This is a genomic window from Nocardia sp. CDC159 (genome assembly GCF_023740735.1).
GTDB lineage: Bacteria > Actinomycetota > Actinomycetes > Mycobacteriales > Mycobacteriaceae > Nocardia > Nocardia pulmonis.
This window is the reverse complement of sequence record NZ_JAMRXH010000001.1, coordinates 499,720-517,192: the sequence shown is the minus strand read 5'-3', so window position 1 is coordinate 517,192 and position 17,473 is coordinate 499,720. Positions and strand designations below refer to the sequence as shown.

Below are 17,473 nucleotides of genomic sequence, written 5' to 3'. Positions count from 1 at the left end.
ATCCCGGTTCGCGCATGGAACCGTTCGCAGTAGCCGGTGACGGCGGTGTAGTACGCCCGTAATCGGTGGCGTTTCGGATCGATCTCCATGCGGGAGCTGGACACCCCCTTTTCAGGGAGGCTCTAGTTATGTCTGCAATTGCCGTTCTGCATCGCCGGATCGACACGAATTCCGACGAGGCCGACGGTCCGCCGGAGGCGCCCGTGCGCCAGCGGCGGCTGTGCACGATAGTCCGGGTCGAGGGTGAACTGGACGCAACCGTGGCCGATGATTTCCACGCGGCGCTCGGTCAGGCCGTGACCACCAGCGCCCGTGCCGTAGTCATCGATCTACGCCCGACCCGCTTCCTCAGTATCGGGTCGGCGCAGGCGCTGGTCGCCGCCAAGCAGAGCGCGGCGGCCTGCGGGGTGGATCTACGGATGGTCTCCGGCCGCCGTGAGATCGAACGGGTGCTCGACGTGACGGGACTGCGGCCGCTGTTTCGTTACTATCCGTCGGTACAGGCCGCTCTGGAGGCCTAGTTGCTGAACAGGTTCTGGTGGGACCGGTCCGGGATCGGTCTCACCGTTCCACTCGCTGGGGTCGGGTCGGCGGCGGATACTCGTGGGGTGGCGCAGGACAGTGAGCTTTCCGCGGAGGACGCGCGTGATCTCGAGCGCGTGATCGGAACCGGAAAGCCGCAGAGCGTCGGCAGTTTCCGGTTCTGGTTCGCCGATCAGCGCTGGGAGTGGTCGGAGGAGGTGGCGGCCATGCACGGCTACGTGCCGGGCACGGTCGAGCCGACCACCGAGCTACTGCTGAAACACAAACATCCCGACGATCGCGAGCAGGTCGCCACGACCATCGCGCGCTCGATCGAGCGGGCCGAGCCGTTCTGCAGCCGTCACCGCATCATCGACACCGCCGGAGAGGTGCATCACGTCATCGTGGTGGGCGACTATCTGGTCGGCGGTGACGAGACCGTGGTCGGCAGCACCGGCTATTACATCGATGTCACCGACACCCTCGCCGAACACCGGCAGGAGACCCTGTCCGACGCGCTGCCCGAGCTCTACGAGGCGCGGGCGGTCATCGAGCAGGCCAAGGGCGCGCTCATGCTGGTCTACGGCATCTCCGCCGACCAGGCGTTCCGGGTGCTGACCTGGCGATCCCAGGAGACCAACACCAAACTGCGCACGCTGGCCCAGCAGCTGGTGACCGAGATCACCGCCCTGGGCGGCTGGTCGGTGGAACTGCGCACTCGCTTCGACCATCTGCTGCTCACCGTGCACCAGCGGGCGGCGGCGGATTGACGAGTTTCGATCGGACCACCCCGGGTAAGCGTCCACTGGTACGTCGCCGGACAGAAAGGCCCGAGGTGGCTGCACCGATCGCGAACGCGCCCGCGCAGCACGCGGGCGCGACTTTCGTGCGCGGAGCGGCCGCGCCGACCCGAACGTCGGCGGGTGCGGGCGAGCGGCCTAAGGTCGACAGCTGCGGAGGACCGTGGACGTGACATCGAATGGACGGCGAAGCGGCCGGGGTGATCGAGCCCCGGCCGTATTCGCCGGTTGGGAGGAGGAAAGGGACGTGTCGATGAGCGAGTGGGTTTCGAGGTCACCCGCGCAGACCTCCACCGTCGGCATTCGGGTGCCGGCAGATCTGGGGCAGCTCACCATGCTGCGCGCGCTGGCCGAAACCGTCGCGCTGATCGCCGATTTCGCGCTCGACGAGGTGACCGATATCCGGGTCGCGCTCGACGAGATTGCCACGGCCCTGATCGCCGAGGCCACGCCCGGCTCCTCGGTCGAATGTGATTTCGGGTTCGACGACGGCAAGATGCGGGTGCGCGTCACGGGCGTGGCGTCGGTCGCGGACGCGCTCGACGAGAACAGCTTCGGCTGGCATGTGCTGCAAACGATCACCGATACCATCGCGGCCGACACCGCACCCTTCGATGCCGCCCGCAACGGGTATCCGGTGGTCGTCGAATTCAGCAGGGGGCGGGGAGAAGCCGATGGCGGATGAGCGCGGCCGCCGGCACCGCGGGGGCGACAGCTACGACAACATAGAGCCGGTCTTCGAGGAACTGGCGGCGCTGGCGCCGGACGATCCGCAGCGGGAAGCGGTGCGGGAGAAGGTGATCGGGCTGTGCATGCCGCTGGCCGACCACATCGCCCGCAAATTCTCCGGTCGCGGCGAGAATTTCGACGATCTGCTGCAGGTCGCGCGGGTGGGCCTGGTGCAGGCGGTCGATCGCTTCGATGTGAGCAGGGGCTCGTCGTTCCTGTCGTTCGCGGTCCCGACCATCATGGGCGAGGTGCGCAGGCACTTCCGCGACAACACCTGGGCGGTGCGAGTTCCGCGGCGTACCAAGGAGATTCAGCTGTCGATCGGCGGCACCGTCGATCAGCTCGCGCAGCGGCTGGGGCGGATGCCGCGCGCCCGCGAGATCGCCGAGGAACTGGACGTGGATCTGGTCGAGGTCACCCAGGCGCTGATCGCGGGCAATTCGTATCAGGTCTCCTCGCTGGACGCGGTGACCGGTGACGACAGCGAGAACACCCCGCTGTCGCTGCTCGAGGTGCTCGGTGAGGCGGAGCCGAAATACGACCGCGTCGAGGAGTTCATGGCCGTCAAACCGCTGATCGCCGAACTCCCCGAACGCGAGCGCAATGTGCTGATCATGCGCTTCTTCGAGGCCAAGACCCAGACCCAGATCGCCGAGGCCCTGGGCATCTCGCAGATGCACGTCTCGCGCATCCTGGCCAAGACGCTGTCCTGGCTGCGTGAGGAGGCCCTGCGGGACTGAGCCGCCGCGGTCTCAGCGCAGATCGGGCGGCTGCGGCGTGGTCGGCGGCACGGCCGGGTCGGGGTGGTTCGGGATCGGATTCGGGTTCGGCGGCTCCGGGGGTTTCGGAATCGGGTCCGGCGGCTCCGGGCTCGGCGACGGGTCCGGCGGAACCGGGGTCGGCATCGGGTCCGGGGCCGGATCAGGATTCGGAATCGGGTCCGGCGGTCCGGGATTCGGCCCCGGCACGGGCGGGAGGGTGAGCTCCGGGCGAATGCCGCCGATGTCCGGATCGTCATCGGCCGGGGGCTCGGGATCGCGCCATTGCTCCGCGCGGCTGGAGCGGTTGCCGCGCAGGGTGCCCTCGAGTTCGTGCGCCAGCTGTTCGTCGTGGCGCGGACCGTGTTTGGTGTTTCCCCGTTCCATCGAAACCTCCTCTAACCGTGACGGAGTATCGCGCCGACGCCCTCGGCGGGGGCGTGGTCGCGGCCGGTGGCCACGACGGTGGCGCGCCCGGCCAGCGCGGCCAGCGGCAGCGCCTCGTCGGCGCGGCGTAACCAGGTGCGCTGCGGCGACAGCTCGACCGGCATCACCTGGGTGGGATCGGCGCCGACCCGCACGGCCCGATCGCCCAGCGTGTCGGCGTCGATGAGCAGGATGTCGGCATTGGCCTCGCGCAGTGCGGCCGTCGTCGCGGCGATGCCCTGCGTTGCCAGGCCGCGGCCCTGCTCCTGGTGGAACAGCTCCTCGAGCGCCCGGCAGCGCAGTTCGGCCTCCTCGCGCAGGACGCGGCGGATCCGGCTGTCCAGCGCGGCGGGATCGGATCCCGCTGTGCGCGAGACGCCTTCGAGCTGGATCACCCGCCGCCCGCGCGGGCGCAGCGCGTCCGAGAGCGCGGCCCGGTCGCCGACCTCACCGGCCACCAGGACCAGCGTCGCACCGGCCCGATCGGCCAGTTCGGTCACCTCGCGGCCGACCGCGCGGATATTGCGGCGCACGGTCTCCTCGACGCGATGCTGAATCGATCCGTGCGCGGTCCCGCCGCCGCCGGTCTTGTGCAGCGGGAACTCGGTGCCGCGCACCGTTCGCGCCAGTCGGTGCCCGCGCGCGTCCACGCCGTGGATATCGGCTCCGGTCCGATCCACCACCACGGCCACATAGGGTGTGCGTGGCTCGCGCAGACCCAGCAGCGGCAGCACATAGGGCAGGGGCGAGAAGCGGATCACCGGTCGCGGCGGGGCGACCGGCAGCTGCTCGGCGATCAGTACGCCGTCGGCCCCCGCGATGATCGCCTGTCCGGGTTGCCCGGGCGGGAGCGTCAGCGCGTCGTCGATCGCGTCCACGAGCGCCGGGGGAGCGCCGCGTTCGACGAGTTCCTCGCGAATCGCTCTGCGCCGCAGGCGTTCCTGATGTCCGGCGTCCTCGGCGGCGGGCACGCCGTCGACATACACCGATCCGAAGGGACCCTCGTGATCGGCCAACTCGCGCAATCCGATGCTGTCCACATCGCCCGGTTACCCGGGCACCGCGAGCGCAATCATGGCGTTTGTGCCCCGGGGGCACGGGTAGCCGGACGGGTGAAGCGCGAGATCCGAGTCCCGAGGAGGGTGAGATGGCCGAATCCATCGTCGACGACGCGCTGTGGGAGGACTTTCATCAGGTGGTCAACATGACCTCGCGCGAGCTGCGGGATTGGCTGCGCACCGATGCGTCGGGGCCGCACACCGAGGCCCTGCCCGACCGAGCCGGAACGCCGCTGGGACAACAGGTTCTGGCCATTCTGGGCAAGCGGCGCACGGATCTGAACCACCAGGACGCGGAGGTCATGCGGGCGGTGGTGCGCGGTGTGCTCGCCGAGCGCGGCACCGAGCCCGAGGCGGCGGCCGGACGTCCGCAGTGGCGGCACCGCCTGATGTCGATGGGTCACGACCCGTTGCGGGCTCGCTGAGCGCCGCCGGGGCGGTGTCGTTTGCTCGGCGCTGGCCCGGGTAGGCCCTCGGCAGAGGAGGCCCAGATGAGTTCGACTGTTCCGATGGACGCGGCCGCGCTCGGCATCGGGCCGATCGCCGAGCCCTGGCCCGAGGTGCGTCGCATCGCGGTGTTGCGCGGCGGCGGCCTGGGTGATTTCCTGTTCGCGGTCCCGGCGATTCACGCCCTGGCGGCCGCGTATCCGGCGGCCGAGATCGTCCTGCTCGGCACCGATCTGCATGCCGAGTTGTTGCGCGGGCGGCCGAGCCCGATTCACGAGGTGATCCCGCTGCCGCCCGGAATCACCGAGGACGCGGCCGATCCCGAGGCGGAGGGGCGGTTCTTCCGGCAGGTCTGCCGCGCGCCCATCGATCTGGGCGTGCAGCTGCACGGTGGCGGCCGCTGGTCGAATGGCTTTCTGCACCAATTGCATCCGCACTGGAGCGTCGGCTCGCGCACCCCCGACGCCGCACCGCTGACCCGAACACTGCCGTTCCGCTACTACCAGCACGAGACCCTGCGGGCGCTGGAGGTGGCCGGGCTGGCGGGAGCGCCGCCGGTGCGGTTGCACCCCACGCTGGCTACCACCGAGATCGATCGGGCGGACGCCGACCGGGTACTGGGTGCGATGCCGGATCCGGTGGTCGCGCTGCATCCGGGTGCGGGAGATCCGCGGCGGCGCTGGCCGGTCGAGCGCTACGCGCGGGTGGCCGCGCACTGCCTGCGGCGCGGCCTGGGGGTGGTCGTGATCGGGGCCGAGGGTGACCGAGAGCTGCTGGCGGCGTTGCGCACCAACCTCGGCGCACTCGTGCCGGATCCGGGCAAGGCCTTCGAAGTGCTGGTGGGAGAGGGGTTTTCGACGATCTGCGGGGTGCTTGCGCGCAGCTGCCTGCTGGTCGGCAACGACAGCGGCCCCCGGCATCTGGCCGCGGCCCTCGGCACCCCGACCATCGGGGTGTTCTGGATCGGCAATGTGATCAACGCGGGCCCGCTCGGGCGCAGCCGCGATCGAATCCTGTTCTCCTGGACCACCCGGTGCCCGGTGTGCGGGCGCGACTGCACCGACGAGACGGCCCCACGCTGCGAACACGACGTGTCCTTCGTCGACGACATTTCGCTCGAGCGGTTGCTGACCGAGGTCGACGAGCTGTTGCCCTGATCCTCAGCGCCAGAAGTCCGGTGGCACGATCTCGTACGCCTCGACCTCGCGCCGCGGCACGGTCGTCGGGGACTCCAGGTGCACCGCCCCGCTGGGCAGGATTCCCGCGCCGCCGTAGCGGGCCATGACCCGCAACTGGGCCAGCACATCTTCGCCGCTGTGATGGCGCGGCAGGCGCCGCCAGAAGTCGAATCCGCCGGTGGCGAGGAGCTTTTCGCGATCGTAGAGCACGCAGCCGCCCACCCAGGCCACCTTGTAGGCCACCCGGTCGTCGGCGCGCAGGGCCAGCTGCTGGGCCAGATGGGTGGGATTGGCGGCATTGTGCAGCGTGTAGCGCTGCCACGCCTTGTCCTCGCGGGTGATCGCCTCGGGTTCCGGTGCGCCCGGCCAGATCTCGAACGGATCCAGTTCGTGCGGGCGGTGATCGTCCAGATAGGACAGGCCCTGGACGGCGCAGCCGACGAAGCCGCAGCCCAATTCCGCGATGGCCGTGCGCATCCGGCGCAGGCTGCCGGGCTCGAGCCACACGTCGTCGTCGAGAAACAGCACATAGCGGGCCCGCGACGAGCTCAGCAGATGGTGGCGCTGCTCGGCCATGCCCAGCGGCGGGCGATGGGTGCCCAACCGCACCCGGTGGCCGCGCAGCCGCAGCACCCGCGCCATCGCGAGCGCGGCCGGGTTGTCGTAGCTGGCGGCGTGGTCGGACTGATCGCTGACCAGCACGGCGAAGTCCGAAAGGTCTTGGGCGGCAAGGCCGGACAACGTGGTGGCCAGTTCGGCCGGGCGGTTGCGGGTGGGGATGAGGACCTCGAGTTCGGGTTCGCTCACGAGGCCGCCCCGGCGCGGATGCGTTCGATCAGCGCGGTGGTGGAGCGCTGCGCCACATAACCGAGGACCTGGACCTCGCCGCCGTAGGCGTGCACCACCTCGGTCTCGCTGAGCATCTCGGGCCGGTAATCGCCGCCCTTCACATACAGCTCGGGACGCACCCGGCGCAGCAATTCCGCCGGGGTGGGCTCGTCGAAGATGGTGACGTGGTCCACGCAGCTCAGCGCCGCCAGCACGGCGGCGCGGTCGTGTTCGGAATTGACCGGCCGGTCCGGGCCTTTCAGCTCGCGCACGCCGCGGTCGGAGTTGACCGCCACCACCAGCACGTCGCCGAGGCGCTTGGCCCCGTTGAGATAGGCGATGTGGCCGGTGTGCAGCACATCGAAACAGCCGTTGGTGAATACGATTCGCCGCCCCGCCCGCCGATGCGCGGCCAGTGCGGCCGCCAGCTCGTCGTGGGTGAGCACGTCGCCGCCGCGGCCGAGCAGGCGTTCGCGCAGATCGGCATTGCTGCACACCGAGGTGCCGGGCCGGTGCACCACCACATCCGCGGCCGCCTGAGCCAGCTCGGCGGCGGCCGTTTCGGGCAGTCCGGCCAGCAGGGCGAGGGTGAACGCGGCGACGAAAGTGTCACCGCCGCCGGTGGATTGGCGCTCGGCCACCGGCCGGGCCCAGGTGCGATGGGCGGGCCGATCGCCGCTCAGCAGCAGCGCGCCGTCGCGGTCGAGGGTGACCGCGACGGTGTCCGCGCCGGTCGCCTCGAACAGCCGGGCGCGTTCGCGGTCGAACAGCGCCACCCGCTCGTCGCCGTTCGACGGCAGCGCCAGACCCAGCGCGGCGGCCGCCTCGGCGGCATTGGGCGTGGTGATATCGGGGCGCACCGGACGCCAGTCCGCCGGGCGATGGCTGTCGACCACCAGCAGCGGCAGCCGGGAGCGATGGGCGGTGAGATGTTTTCGCAATGCCGTGGCGAGCCCGCCGTCGTAGTCGCAAACGATCAGGGCGTCGGCGTCGATGAGCGCGTCGGCCAGCGCATCGAGCAGGCAGTGGGTGAGGGGATCGGGCGGCGGCTGCTCGCCCTCGTCGAAGCGGATCATCAGCTGATCGCCCGCGAGGACGCGGCGCTTGATCACCGTCGACCGGTTCGGCGCGGCGAGCACGTGATCGTCGTCCACGCCGTGCTCACGCAGTCGCTCGCACAGCTGCTCGGCGGCCGCATCGTCGCCGAGCAGGGTGACCAGGCGCACCTGCGCGCCCAGGGCGGCCAGATTCGCGGCGGTGTTGGCGGCCCCGCCGGGCACGCCGACGCTGCGATCGATGTCGACCACGGGGACGGGGGCCTCGCGGCACAGGCGCTGGGAGCGGCCCCACATCCACACGTCGAGCACGGCATCGCCCAGCACCACCACCCGGGCGCGGGTGCGAGCCAGGCGTTCGGCGAGGGCGGGGGTCAGTTCGTGGCCGTCGAAATCGGGGTGGTCGGGGGTGTCGCTGATCGGTGTGCGCATGGCGTACCTTCCGTCGAGCGGTCGTGTCCCAGCGATTCCACTCCTTCTCGGCGATAAACCGGTGCCGGTGCGCCCGTGGTCCGCGATTGTGAAGGCGCCCAAGTCGATCGGCATGCCGCTGTGAGAAGGGCCAGACCCCCTTCGCGGTGCTCGCGCGGCGTCGCGGTGGCGGCCTAGGGTGAGAACCGTCTTCGCAAGGCGTGCACCCGCCGGGACCGTCACCCGCCACATCCGGTCCGGCGCGTGCGCCGCGCCGCACACCGCGGGCATGCGGACCGGCCACGACTCCCGCCGATCCGCGCCCACGTCGGCGCGCGACCCGCCGGGTGGAAGGTCCCCCGGCGGGTCAGTGCCAGAGGCTGCGGCAGGGGAGCGGGCGCAGGCCGGGGCGCACCTTGCTGTCCACGGTGACCGCGAGGCCGGAATTGACGGCCGCGGCGGCGAATTCCCAGGCCTCCGCGCGGGTGGCGGCGTATTCGAGAATCAGCTGATCGCCCGGCCCGGCGCCGTCGAAGTAGACGGTGATGCGCCTGGTCGGCGCCTCCGGGAGGGTATCGGGGGAGTCCATGGCCGCGCTCCTTCGCCTGCTGCGCCGAACCGGCAATCCGGAAACAGCGCCCGAATGAGAAGTTACGGGCGGGTCGGTCCGCTGACCAGCGGTAGGGCCGAATTCGTCGCGCAACACAGCCCGGTAGGGGCCGCGGTTGTGATTTCTCAGGACATCTCGGGGCCGCGCGCCGTCCGGCAGACCGCCGGATAGCGTGAGCGATCATGGGGAACACCGCATTTCGTCGCGCGCTGGGTGCCTGCGCCGGCGGCCTGCTGCTACTCGTCACCGCCACCACTGTCGCCGCTCAACCGATCTATCCCACGCCGGACCCGGATCCGTTCTACGCCGCACCCGCCGATCTCGTCGACCGCCGTCCCGGCGACGTGCTGGACGTGCGCGCGCTGCCGCCGCTGCCGATCTTTCCCGACACCGACATCACGCTGATCAAGTTCCGCTCCACCAACTCCGAGGGCAAGCCGATCGCGGCCACCACGACCGTGCTGACGCCGCACGAGCGCGCCATCGACGGGCCGCTGCTGTCGTATCAGACGATCATCAACGGGCTGGGCACCGAATGCGCGGTCTCGCGGGTGCTCTACACCGACGATCCCAACCTGATGATTCGTGAGGCACCGGCCTACAACGTGGCGCTGCGGCGCGGGTGGAGCATCGCGATGCCCGACCACCTGGGACCGCAATTCGCCTACGGCGCGGCGCGATTGGGCGGCCAGATCACCCTCGACGGCATTCGCGCGGTCCGCAACGCGAAACAACTGCGGCTCGAGCACAGCCCCGTGACCATGGCCGGGTACTCCGGCGGCGGCATGGCCACCGCGTGGGCGGCGGCGCTCGCGCCCGCCTACGCACCGGATCTGACGATCGCCGGGGCCGCCGCGGGCGGGGTGCCGATGAATATGGTGAAGATGCTGGAGGGCCTGGGCTACGGGGCGCATCCGGTGTTCGGGCTGGCACTGGCCGCCGGTCTCGGCCTGGAGCGCGAGTACCCCGACCGCTTCCCGCTGTCGGATCAGCTCAACGACAAGGGCATCGCCATCCGCAACGCCATGGCCAACAGCTGCACCAACGACCTGCTCACCGCGGGCGCGGGCCGCAGCGTGCTGGAGGTCGCCCGCACCACGTCGATGACCCAGGACCCGCAGGCCCGCCGGGTGGTCGAGGAGAACAGCCTCGAGCTCTACACCGACAGCGTGCCGAGTATGCCGTTCTACGAATGGCATTCGCCGATCGACGGGCTGGTGCCGGTCGACGCCATCGTCAATACCGACCGCCGCTGGTGCGCCGCCGGGGTGCGGGTGCAGTCGGCCGCCCTACCCGTGCCCGACCACCTCACCGCGGCCGTGCTCGGCCTGCCCGAGGTGCTGCAGTGGCTGACCGACCGGTTCGAGGGGAAGCCCGCCCCCAGCAACTGCTGACGGGAGTCACCGCACGACCGCGATCGGCATTGCCGCTCTCATAGCCCCGATCGCGGTCAACCGCCAACTACCCCGATCGCGTCGGTTCGCTTTTGCCCCGATCGCGTCGGTTCCTTATTGCGCCGATCGCGTCAGTTTCCTAGTGCCCTGATCGCGTCAGCGATCGGGGCCTCGCCCGCGACGAGCTCGAGCGTCTTGCCGATGGTGTTGTCCGCCACCAAGATCGCGGCCACGACGGCGGCGACGTCGGCGCGGGGGACCGCACCCCGCGCGCTCGGCGGTTCGACCAGAGCGACCCGGCCGGTGGGCGCATCGTCGGTGAGCCGCCCCGGACGCAGGATGGTCCAGTCCAGGCCGCGGGCGCGCAGGTCGTCCTCGGCCTGGGTCTTCGCATCGATATAGGCGGCCCAGACCTCGTCTCGATCGGGAGCGGGCGGCTGTCCCGCACCCATACTCGAAATCTGCACGAAGCGGCGCACTCCCGCGCCCTCGGCGGCCTCGGCCAGCCGCACCGAACCGTCACGGTCCACGGTGTACTTGCGGGCCACCCCGCTGCCGGGACCCGCGCCCGCGGCGAAGACCGCCGCGTCGGCGTCCGCGAGCGCGGCGCGCAGCTGCTCGTCGGACACCTTCTCCAGATCGAGCACCACCGGTTTCGCGCCGGTCGCCGATACCTCCGCCGCATGGTCGGGATTGCGGATCAGGCTGTGCACCTCGTCGCCGCGCCGGGTGAGCAACCCGGCCAGCAGCAGTGCGATCTTGCCGTGTCCGCCCGCAATGACGATTCGCATGAGATCCGATCCTACCGACAGGTCTTTTCGGATCCGGTGTCTCGAACCGGACTCGCGACGCTCACGAAACGGCGACAGCCGGGTGATCGCCCGGACCGCCCTCGTACTCTCGAACCACCCGGTCTGGCGGGTCCGGGACGAGCTCACAACGGGAGTGGGTCATGCGAGGTTGGCGCGTATGCATCGCGGTGTTATCGATCGTCGCAGGGTCCACGGCGGCGGCCCAGGCGCAGCCGCCGCTTCCGAATTCGGCGGCGCCACCGGCGATTCCGCTACCACCCGGCCTCGGCCTGCCCGCGCTGCAGCAGTGGATCGATGCGGTGATCCCGCCGCCCCCGATCGTCGCGCCGCCGGGCCCGGTGGTGGCCGCGGATATCGCCCCGGATCTGGCGTCGCTGCAACAGGCCGTGCTGCCCAACGACATCGGCGATCCGCTGTTCGATCGCTGGCCACCCGATCTGGCCCAGCACGCGCCCGGCGACATCCTCGAGGTGCGCGATGTGACCCCTACCGCCGCGCCGCTGCTGCTCGCGCCCGCGCGGCAGGTGCTGCAACTGAAGTTCCGCACCACCGACGCGCACGACGCGCCGTCGTTCGCCACCGCGTCGCTGGTCGTGCCCGTCGCCGACTGGACCGGTCCGGGCGCGCGGCCGGTGCTGGTCAACAATCTGCCCATCGATGCCCTCGGCCGCGCCTGTACTCCGGGTTACACGCTGGCACACGGGCTCAACCTGCACACCGCCGCCACCGATTGGATTCCGCCCACCACCCAGCTGGCCATGCTGCACGGCTATGCCGTGCTGATTCCCGATCACGAGGGCCCGCGCATGGCCTATGCCGAGCCCTACGTCGCCGGACATGCCGTGCTGGATTCCATTCGGGCCGTGCGGGCGCTGCGGCCCGCCGAATTCGGCGAGAGCCGCTATGCCATGCACGGCTACTCCGGCGGTGCGATCGCGACCCGCGGCGCGGTGGCGCTGATCGATTCCTACGCACCGGAATTGGCGCGGGTCATCGTGGGGGCGGCGCTCGGCGGCGTGCCCGCCGACTACGAGGTCCTGGCCGGGAGCATGAACGCCAATCTGGCCTCCGGGGTGTTCCTCGCGGCCACCTTCGGCGTCGCCCGCGAGCGGCCGGAGATCCTGGCCCGAATGAACAATCTCGGCCGCTGGGCGGCGATCTCACCGCTCAAGGACACCTGCGTCGGCGTCTTCGCGCTGCCCGGCGTGCTCATGTTGCCGATCGATCTGGCCGCCGACATTCCCGACCCGCTGCACAGCGAGCTGGCCGCCGACATCTACCGTGTCACCCGGATGCGGGATATGCGGTCGGCGGTGCCGCTCTACATCTACAACGGCGAACAGGAATTCTGGATCCCGGCCGCGGGCGCCCGCGCGCTGTTTCGTGAACAGTGCGCGCTCGGGGTGCCCGCGGTGTACCGCAGCGTCTTCGGCGAACACGTCATCGCCGCGGCCGTGGGCTATCCCGACGCCGTGAGCTGGGTGGACCAGCGGCTGCGCGGCGTCGCGGCCCCAACCGAGTGCTGACCTACATGGGGAACAGGTTGTGCTTGCGCGGATTCGGCTTGCGCGTGTCCTTGTCCCGCAGCAGCCGCAGCGCCTTGCGGATCTCCAGCCGGGTCTGCGACGGCTCGATCACCGCGTCGATGTAGCCGCGCTCGGCGGCGATCCACGGCGTGGCCACGGTGGCGTTGTAGAAGTCGATCATGTTCTGCCGCACCGCCTCGCGCTGCTCGGGCGGGGTCGCGGCGAGCTGCCGACGGCCGACGATGCCGACCATGCTCTCCGCGCCCATCACCGCGATCCGCGCGGTGGGCCAGGCCAGACTGATATCCGCGCCGAGCTGCTTGCAGCCCATCACGGCATAGCCACCGCCGTAGGCCTTGCGCACCACCACGGTCACGATGGGCACGGTCGCCTCGATCACCGCGCGGAAGAACCGCCCGCCGCGCTTGATCACGCCGTTGCGCTCCTCCTCGACGCCGGGCAGCACGCCCGGGGTGTCGACGACGAACACCAGCGGCAGGCCGAACGCGTCGCACAGCCGGATGAAATGCGTCGCCTTGTCCGAGCATTGCGCGTCGAGCGCGCCGCCGAGCACCAGCGGCTGATTCGCGATCACGCCCACCGGCCGCCCATCCACGCGCGCGAATCCGGTGATCAGATTCCGCGACGTCGCCGCCGAGATCTCGTGGAAGTCGCCGTCGTCGAAGATGCGCAACAGGATGTCGTGCATGTCGTAGCCCGATTTGTCGGAATCGGGGATGATCGAATCCAATTCGCGATCGTGCGCGGTCTGCTCCGGCTCCAGTCCGGGATTGACCAGCGGCGGCTGCTCGAGGCAACTCGACGGCAGATAACTCAGATACGAACGCACCCAGTCGAAGGCCGCCTGCTCGGTCTCGGCGACATGGTGAATGGTGCCGTTGCGCGCCTGCGCCGCCGCGCCGCCCAGCTCCTCGGCGGTGACGTCCTCGCCGGTCACCGCCTTGATCACCTCGGGTCCCGTCACGAACATATAGGACTTCTCGGTGGCCACCAGCACGTCCATGTTGACCGGGCCGTACACCGATCCGGCCGCGCACTTGCCCAGCATCACCGCCACCATCGGCACGAATCCCGACAGCTCCTCCTGGCGGCGGCACATCAGCGCGTACCAGGCCAGCGAGGTCACCGCGTCCTGGATGCGGGCGCCGCCGGAATCGTTGATCGCCACCACCGGGCAGGCGTTCGCGTAGGCGAACTCCATGGCCGCGGCCACCTTGCGGCCGAACATCTCGCCGACCGAACCGCCGTAGACGGTCTGATCGTGCGCGATCACCACCACCGGTCGCCCATCGATGCGGCCGCGTCCGGTGACCACGCCGTCGCCGTAGTAGGCGTCGGGCTGGCCGGGCTGGCGCATGAGCGCGCCGGTTTCGACGAAACTGTCCGGATCCACCAGCATGCGTATGCGTTCTCGGGCACTGGGAATGCCTTTGCCGCGGCGTTTGTCGATTCCGGCCTGTCCGGTCGGTTCTTCCGCCAGTTCGAGGAGTTTGTGCAGATGCTGCAGTTTTCCTCGGGTGCCCGTCATAGGTTCGATACGCCTTTCCGCTGTGTCGCGGTCGCCGCACCATGATCGATGGCCGACGACCCGTGCTGCACGCTACCGTGCGGAACCGTCTTCAACCACTGATCGCTCGTCCGGCGGGCACTGTCACAGAATTCTTCGCACCGTTCTGGTGTGTCTGCGCGACGCGCGCCCCCGACAATTTGTGTCGCAGCACGGGCGGGCGGTCGGGCCATTCATGAATTGTCATCGGATTGGCCGCGTTTCGAGGTTGTGGCGAATCCGTGGTCCTACCGTGATGACAGCGCGGCGCCGGGAATTGCGCGGCCCGGCGCCACGCCCGGCCGGACGCGCCCCACCCACGACCGCCGCTCGCACCGAGGAGTACGTGTGACTGCCGCCCTGACCGATCTGGGCCTCCTGCGCGAACTGGAGCCGGTCGCCGAGCGCCACCTCGACGATCATCTGCGCCAGGCCAAGGCGTGGCATCCGCACGACTACGTGCCCTGGGGCGATGGGCGCAACTTCGCCGCTCTCGGCGGAATCGACTGGGAGCCGGGACAGTCCCGCACCCGGATCAGCCATCGCAATACCGGAACCGCCTGCGCCGAGCCGGTCGCCGAACGTATGCTGCAGCGCATCGCCACCGACGAGAACCTGCATATGGTCTTCTACCGCAATATCTCCGCCGCCGCATTGGACCTGCCGCCGGACGCCATGCTCCGGGCGATCACCGAGGTCGTCACGCGCTTCCAGATGCCCGGCCTGACCCAGCCGAACTTCCGGCGCGACGCGGTGCTGCTGGCCGAGCACGGCAGCTACGACGTTCGCCAGCATCTGGACGGGGTGCTGCGCCCGGTGCTGCGGGCCTGGAACGTCTTCGAACGCACCGATCTGCGCGGCGACGGCGTCCGCGCCCGCGACGAATTGGGCTGCTATCTCGACGAATTGGCGGCCCAGGCGCGTCGGTTCGAGGAGGGGCGCGAGCGCGCCCCGGCGCGGGAGGCGGCGCGTGCCGAGCGTGCCGGAACGGCATGAGGCTCTGGGCGGCGCTCGGCGCGGCGGCCGCGGCCGCGGCGCTGCTGAGCGCGACGCCCGCGCACGCCGAGGAACCCGCCGCACCGGCTCCGCCCCCCATCGATCCCGCGGTCACCCGGACCACGCTGGTGCGCGGCGAGTTCCGGGGGCCGGGCTGGGAGCGGCTGTATGTGGCCTCGGCCTCGATGCGCCGTGAGATCGCGGTGGATGTGCTGCGCGGATCCGGTCCGGGGCCGCGGCCGACGCTGTACATGCTCGACGGGGTGGAGGCGGGGGACGTCTCCGGCTGGCTCACGAAAGGCGGTGCGGCGCAGTTCTTCTCCGGCAGGCCGGTGGATGTGGTGTTCACCAGCGGCGGGGTCGGCAGCATGTACACCGACTGGGACCGCTACGACCACGCCCTCGGGCTCAACCGCTGGGAGACCTTCCTCATCGATGAGCTGCCCCCGATCGTGGAGTCCCATCTGGGCGGCGACGGCCGCCGCGCGATCGCGGGGGTCTCGATGGGCGCGCAGGCGGCGCTGATGCTGGCCGGTCGCCATCCCGGCCGCTACCGGGCGGTCGCCGGGATCAGCGGCTGCTATTCCACCGCCGACGATCTCGGCCAGGCCGTCACGCGCATCACCGTCGGCTCGCGCGGCGGCAATCCGGAGAATCTGTGGGGTCCGCCCTCGTCCCCGGAATGGGCCGCCCACGACAGCCATCTGAACGCGGACGCGTTACGCGGCACGGTCGTCCACCTGTCCGCCGCGACCGGCCTGCCGAGCCTGCCCGATCTGGTGGCCGTCGCCACGGCAGTCGATGTGCCCGAGGCGCTGCGGATGGTCGGGGGCGGTGCGGCTCTGGAAGCGGGGGCGCGCTCGTGTACCGAGCGTTTCGCCACCCGCCTGGCGCAACTGGGCATTCCGGCCACCGTGCACTACGCGGACGCGGGCACCCATTCCTGGCCGGATTTCGCCGTCCAGCTCCCGGCCGCGTGGCAGACGATCGCCCCCGCCCTCGGGGTGGGGTGGGAACGGCGGTAGCCCGGTCCCGCTCGGGGGCACGACAATTGCCGTGATTGCCCTGTGATCGACCGAATATTCGGACAATTCGCGACCCCATCGGACCGGTATGTGTAGCGGTTTCCGGCGTGTCGTGAAGCTGGGATTAACACTCGAGCGGCGGCGTGCCCGCCTCCCTAACATGTCACTGAATTTTGGGTCGTGTGGTGTGTGGGAAAGGCATGGCATGAAAAGAGGTTTCCGCCGCAGGACGATGACCGTCGCGGCGGCGATGGCCGCTGCGATGCTCGCGGTGGGATTGGGCAGCGCGCATGCGGAGCCGCCGTCGGAATCGACGCAGCAACACCGGCTGGCCGAGCAGATCGCCGACGGGGTGCCGAATCCGCATGCCGATCCGATCGTGGACACCTCGATCGCCGACCCGCATTCGGTCGCGGCCGATACCGCCGCGGCGGGTCCGGCGCAGAGCTCGTTCCTGGCGGCCTTCGGCTACAGCCTGCTGCATCCGGACGCGGCCCCGCCGGGGGCCAACGACTGGGGCTGCCGCCCCTCGGCCGCGCATCCGCGTCCGGTCGTGCTGGTACACGGCACCTGGGTCAACGCCTATGACGATTTCGCCTATATGAGTCAGCCGCTGCGCGACGCGGGCTACTGCGTGTTCACCTTCAACTACGGCCGGGAGAACCTGCTGCAGGGCGGCGGGGTCGGCTCGGTGCTGCCGGGGCGCGGGGGTGTGGGCGATATGGCGCGCTCGGCCGATCAGGTGGGCGCGTTCGTGGATCGGGTGTTGGCGGCGACCGGCGCGCCCAAGGTCGATATCGTGGCCCATTCGCAGGGCGGGCCGGTGTCGCGGTGGTACCTGAAGTACGGCGGCGGCGCGGACAAGGTGGCGCACGAGATCACCTTCGCCGGAACCAATCACGGCACCACGTTGCTCGGCATCGCCTGGCTGGGGCGCCTCATCACCAACGCGGGGCTCGACGTCCTCGCGCCCGCCGGGGTGCTGGCCGGACGCGGCGGGGTGCAGCAGATCGTGGGCTCGGACTTCTTGAACCGGCTCAACGCCGGCGGCGACACCGTGCCCGGCGTGGACTACACCGCGGTCGGCACCCGCTACGACCAGGTCAGCACGCCCTACGATCTGACGTTCCTGCGGCCCGGGTCCGGGGCGAACGTCCGCAACATCACCCTGCAGGACGGCTGCGAGGCCGACATTTCCGATCATCTGTCGATCATGTACTCCCCGCGGGCGTTGTCGATCGTGCTCAACACCCTGGACCCGAAGCAGACCCCGAATCTGGCCTGCACCTTCAACCCGTGGCTGATCGGCGGTGGCGGTCACATCTGATCGG

General features: G+C 70.3%; 18 protein-coding genes. 11 read left to right on the top strand and 7 right to left on the bottom strand.

All coding sequences use genetic code 11. The annotated features are described in order from the left end of the window. Nucleotides 1-128 precede the first annotated feature (128 nt). The 4 genes from NDR87_RS02445 to NDR87_RS02430 all read left to right on the top strand — a co-directional run bounded on the left by NDR87_RS02445 (nucleotide 129) and on the right by NDR87_RS02430 (nucleotide 2,791). On the top strand, nucleotides 129-521 hold the full coding sequence (locus tag NDR87_RS02445) for an STAS domain-containing protein (RefSeq protein WP_251908999.1): 393 nt from the start codon (nucleotides 129-131) through the stop codon (nucleotides 519-521). An 87-nt stretch (nucleotides 522-608) separates the two neighbouring features. After that, entirely contained in the window at nucleotides 609-1,292 is a 684-nt protein-coding gene (locus tag NDR87_RS02440; protein WP_251909000.1) for a PAS and ANTAR domain-containing protein, read from the top strand. A gap of 283 nt (nucleotides 1,293-1,575) precedes the next feature. Continuing rightward, nucleotides 1,576-2,007, top strand: a complete 432-nt coding sequence (locus NDR87_RS02435) for an ATP-binding protein (RefSeq protein WP_251909001.1) — start codon at nucleotides 1,576-1,578, stop codon at nucleotides 2,005-2,007. Further along, on the top strand, nucleotides 1,997-2,791 hold the full coding sequence (locus tag NDR87_RS02430) for an RNA polymerase sigma factor SigF (protein WP_251909002.1): 795 nt from the start codon (nucleotides 1,997-1,999) through the stop codon (nucleotides 2,789-2,791). Before NDR87_RS02435 ends, NDR87_RS02430 begins: the two co-directional genes overlap by 11 nt. Nucleotides 2,792-2,803: 12 nt before the next feature. Here NDR87_RS02430 and NDR87_RS02425 read toward each other — a convergent pair whose 3' ends face one another. Both NDR87_RS02425 and NDR87_RS02420 read right to left on the bottom strand, forming a co-directional pair. Continuing rightward, nucleotides 2,804-3,196 (bottom strand): hypothetical protein, encoded by a 393-nt coding sequence (locus tag NDR87_RS02425; protein ID WP_251909003.1) that lies wholly within the window; start codon nucleotides 3,194-3,196, stop codon nucleotides 2,804-2,806. Between the two features lie 11 nt (nucleotides 3,197-3,207). Then, nucleotides 3,208-4,275 (bottom strand): Vms1/Ankzf1 family peptidyl-tRNA hydrolase, encoded by a 1,068-nt coding sequence (locus NDR87_RS02420; RefSeq protein ID WP_251909004.1) that lies wholly within the window; start codon nucleotides 4,273-4,275, stop codon nucleotides 3,208-3,210. Nucleotides 4,276-4,382: 107 nt separating this feature from the next. Here NDR87_RS02420 and NDR87_RS02415 point away from each other — a divergent pair, with 107 nt between their 5' ends. Beyond that, nucleotides 4,383-4,718 (top strand): DUF3140 domain-containing protein, encoded by a 336-nt coding sequence (locus tag NDR87_RS02415; protein ID WP_251909005.1) that lies wholly within the window; start codon nucleotides 4,383-4,385, stop codon nucleotides 4,716-4,718. Between the two features lie 66 nt (nucleotides 4,719-4,784). Beyond that, nucleotides 4,785-5,897, top strand: a complete 1,113-nt coding sequence (locus NDR87_RS02410) for a glycosyltransferase family 9 protein (RefSeq protein WP_251909006.1) — start codon at nucleotides 4,785-4,787, stop codon at nucleotides 5,895-5,897. Between the two features lie 3 nt (nucleotides 5,898-5,900). Here NDR87_RS02410 and NDR87_RS02405 read toward each other — a convergent pair whose 3' ends face one another. The 3 genes from NDR87_RS02405 to NDR87_RS02395 all read right to left on the bottom strand — a co-directional run bounded on the left by NDR87_RS02405 (nucleotide 5,901) and on the right by NDR87_RS02395 (nucleotide 8,801). After that, nucleotides 5,901-6,725 (bottom strand): glycosyltransferase family 2 protein, encoded by an 825-nt coding sequence (locus NDR87_RS02405; protein WP_251909007.1) that lies wholly within the window; start codon nucleotides 6,723-6,725, stop codon nucleotides 5,901-5,903. Continuing rightward, nucleotides 6,722-8,233 (bottom strand): D-glycero-beta-D-manno-heptose 1-phosphate adenylyltransferase, encoded by a 1,512-nt coding sequence (rfaE2, locus tag NDR87_RS02400; protein ID WP_251909008.1) that lies wholly within the window; start codon nucleotides 8,231-8,233, stop codon nucleotides 6,722-6,724. The genes NDR87_RS02405 and rfaE2 overlap by 4 nt, the downstream gene beginning before the upstream one ends. A 346-nt stretch (nucleotides 8,234-8,579) precedes the next feature. After that, complete coding sequence (locus NDR87_RS02395) at nucleotides 8,580-8,801, bottom strand: hypothetical protein (protein WP_251909009.1); 222 nt, start codon at nucleotides 8,799-8,801, stop codon at nucleotides 8,580-8,582. 203 nt (nucleotides 8,802-9,004) lie between these two features. Between NDR87_RS02395 and NDR87_RS02390 the strand changes: the two genes are divergently transcribed. Further along, nucleotides 9,005-10,216, top strand: coding sequence for a lipase family protein (locus NDR87_RS02390; protein ID WP_251909010.1), 1,212 nt, complete (start codon nucleotides 9,005-9,007; stop codon nucleotides 10,214-10,216). 131 nt (nucleotides 10,217-10,347) lie between these two features. Here NDR87_RS02390 and NDR87_RS02385 read toward each other — a convergent pair whose 3' ends face one another. Continuing rightward, nucleotides 10,348-11,007, bottom strand: coding sequence for an NAD(P)H-binding protein (locus NDR87_RS02385; protein ID WP_251909011.1), 660 nt, complete (start codon nucleotides 11,005-11,007; stop codon nucleotides 10,348-10,350). 161 nt (nucleotides 11,008-11,168) lie between these two features. On the opposite strand from NDR87_RS02385, the gene NDR87_RS02380 reads away from it, so the two are divergent. Then, a complete protein-coding gene (locus NDR87_RS02380) occupies nucleotides 11,169-12,554 on the top strand; it encodes a lipase family protein (RefSeq protein ID WP_251909012.1) in 1,386 nt (461 codons plus the stop codon). Nucleotide 12,555: 1 nt separating this feature from the next. On the opposite strand, the gene NDR87_RS02375 is transcribed toward NDR87_RS02380, so the two are convergent. Then, nucleotides 12,556-14,103: an acyl-CoA carboxylase subunit beta gene (locus NDR87_RS02375; RefSeq protein WP_251909013.1), complete on the bottom strand. Its 1,548-nt coding sequence runs from the start codon at nucleotides 14,101-14,103 to the stop codon at nucleotides 12,556-12,558. A gap of 366 nt (nucleotides 14,104-14,469) precedes the next feature. Between NDR87_RS02375 and NDR87_RS02370 the strand changes: the two genes are divergently transcribed. The 3 genes from NDR87_RS02370 (at nucleotide 14,470) to NDR87_RS02360 (ending at nucleotide 17,469) form a co-directional block, all read left to right on the top strand. Further along, complete coding sequence (locus tag NDR87_RS02370; protein WP_251909014.1) at nucleotides 14,470-15,117, top strand: acyl-ACP desaturase; 648 nt, start codon at nucleotides 14,470-14,472, stop codon at nucleotides 15,115-15,117. Continuing rightward, a complete protein-coding gene (locus NDR87_RS02365) occupies nucleotides 15,114-16,142 on the top strand; it encodes an alpha/beta hydrolase family protein (protein ID WP_251909015.1) in 1,029 nt (342 codons plus the stop codon). The genes NDR87_RS02370 and NDR87_RS02365 overlap by 4 nt, the downstream gene beginning before the upstream one ends. A 205-nt stretch (nucleotides 16,143-16,347) precedes the next feature. Next, nucleotides 16,348-17,469 carry a triacylglycerol lipase gene (locus NDR87_RS02360; protein ID WP_251909016.1) on the top strand — a complete coding sequence of 374 codons (1,122 nt, stop codon included), beginning with the start codon at nucleotides 16,348-16,350 and terminating at the stop codon, nucleotides 17,467-17,469. The last annotated feature ends 4 nt before the right edge of the window (nucleotides 17,470-17,473 follow it).

Coding starts and splice junctions, on each gene's coding strand:
- NDR87_RS02390 (WP_251909010.1), top strand. CDS start 9,005: ATGGGGAACACCGCATTTCGTCGCGCGCTGGGTGCCTGCGCCGGCGGC.
- NDR87_RS02375 (WP_251909013.1), bottom strand. CDS start 14,103: ATGACGGGCACCCGAGGAAAACTGCAGCATCTGCACAAACTCCTCGAA.
- NDR87_RS02395 (WP_251909009.1), bottom strand. CDS start 8,801: ATGGACTCCCCCGATACCCTCCCGGAGGCGCCGACCAGGCGCATCACC.
- NDR87_RS02425 (WP_251909003.1), bottom strand. CDS start 3,196: ATGGAACGGGGAAACACCAAACACGGTCCGCGCCACGACGAACAGCTG.
- NDR87_RS02365 (WP_251909015.1), top strand. CDS start 15,114: ATGAGGCTCTGGGCGGCGCTCGGCGCGGCGGCCGCGGCCGCGGCGCTG.
- NDR87_RS02415 (WP_251909005.1), top strand. CDS start 4,383: ATGGCCGAATCCATCGTCGACGACGCGCTGTGGGAGGACTTTCATCAG.
- NDR87_RS02435 (WP_251909001.1), top strand. CDS start 1,576: ATGAGCGAGTGGGTTTCGAGGTCACCCGCGCAGACCTCCACCGTCGGC.
- NDR87_RS02430 (WP_251909002.1), top strand. CDS start 1,997: ATGGCGGATGAGCGCGGCCGCCGGCACCGCGGGGGCGACAGCTACGAC.
- NDR87_RS02380 (WP_251909012.1), top strand. CDS start 11,169: ATGCGAGGTTGGCGCGTATGCATCGCGGTGTTATCGATCGTCGCAGGG.
- NDR87_RS02385 (WP_251909011.1), bottom strand. CDS start 11,007: ATGCGAATCGTCATTGCGGGCGGACACGGCAAGATCGCACTGCTGCTG.
- NDR87_RS02445 (WP_251908999.1), top strand. CDS start 129: ATGTCTGCAATTGCCGTTCTGCATCGCCGGATCGACACGAATTCCGAC.
- rfaE2 (WP_251909008.1), bottom strand. CDS start 8,233: ATGCGCACACCGATCAGCGACACCCCCGACCACCCCGATTTCGACGGC.
- NDR87_RS02360 (WP_251909016.1), top strand. CDS start 16,348: ATGAAAAGAGGTTTCCGCCGCAGGACGATGACCGTCGCGGCGGCGATG.
- NDR87_RS02410 (WP_251909006.1), top strand. CDS start 4,785: ATGAGTTCGACTGTTCCGATGGACGCGGCCGCGCTCGGCATCGGGCCG.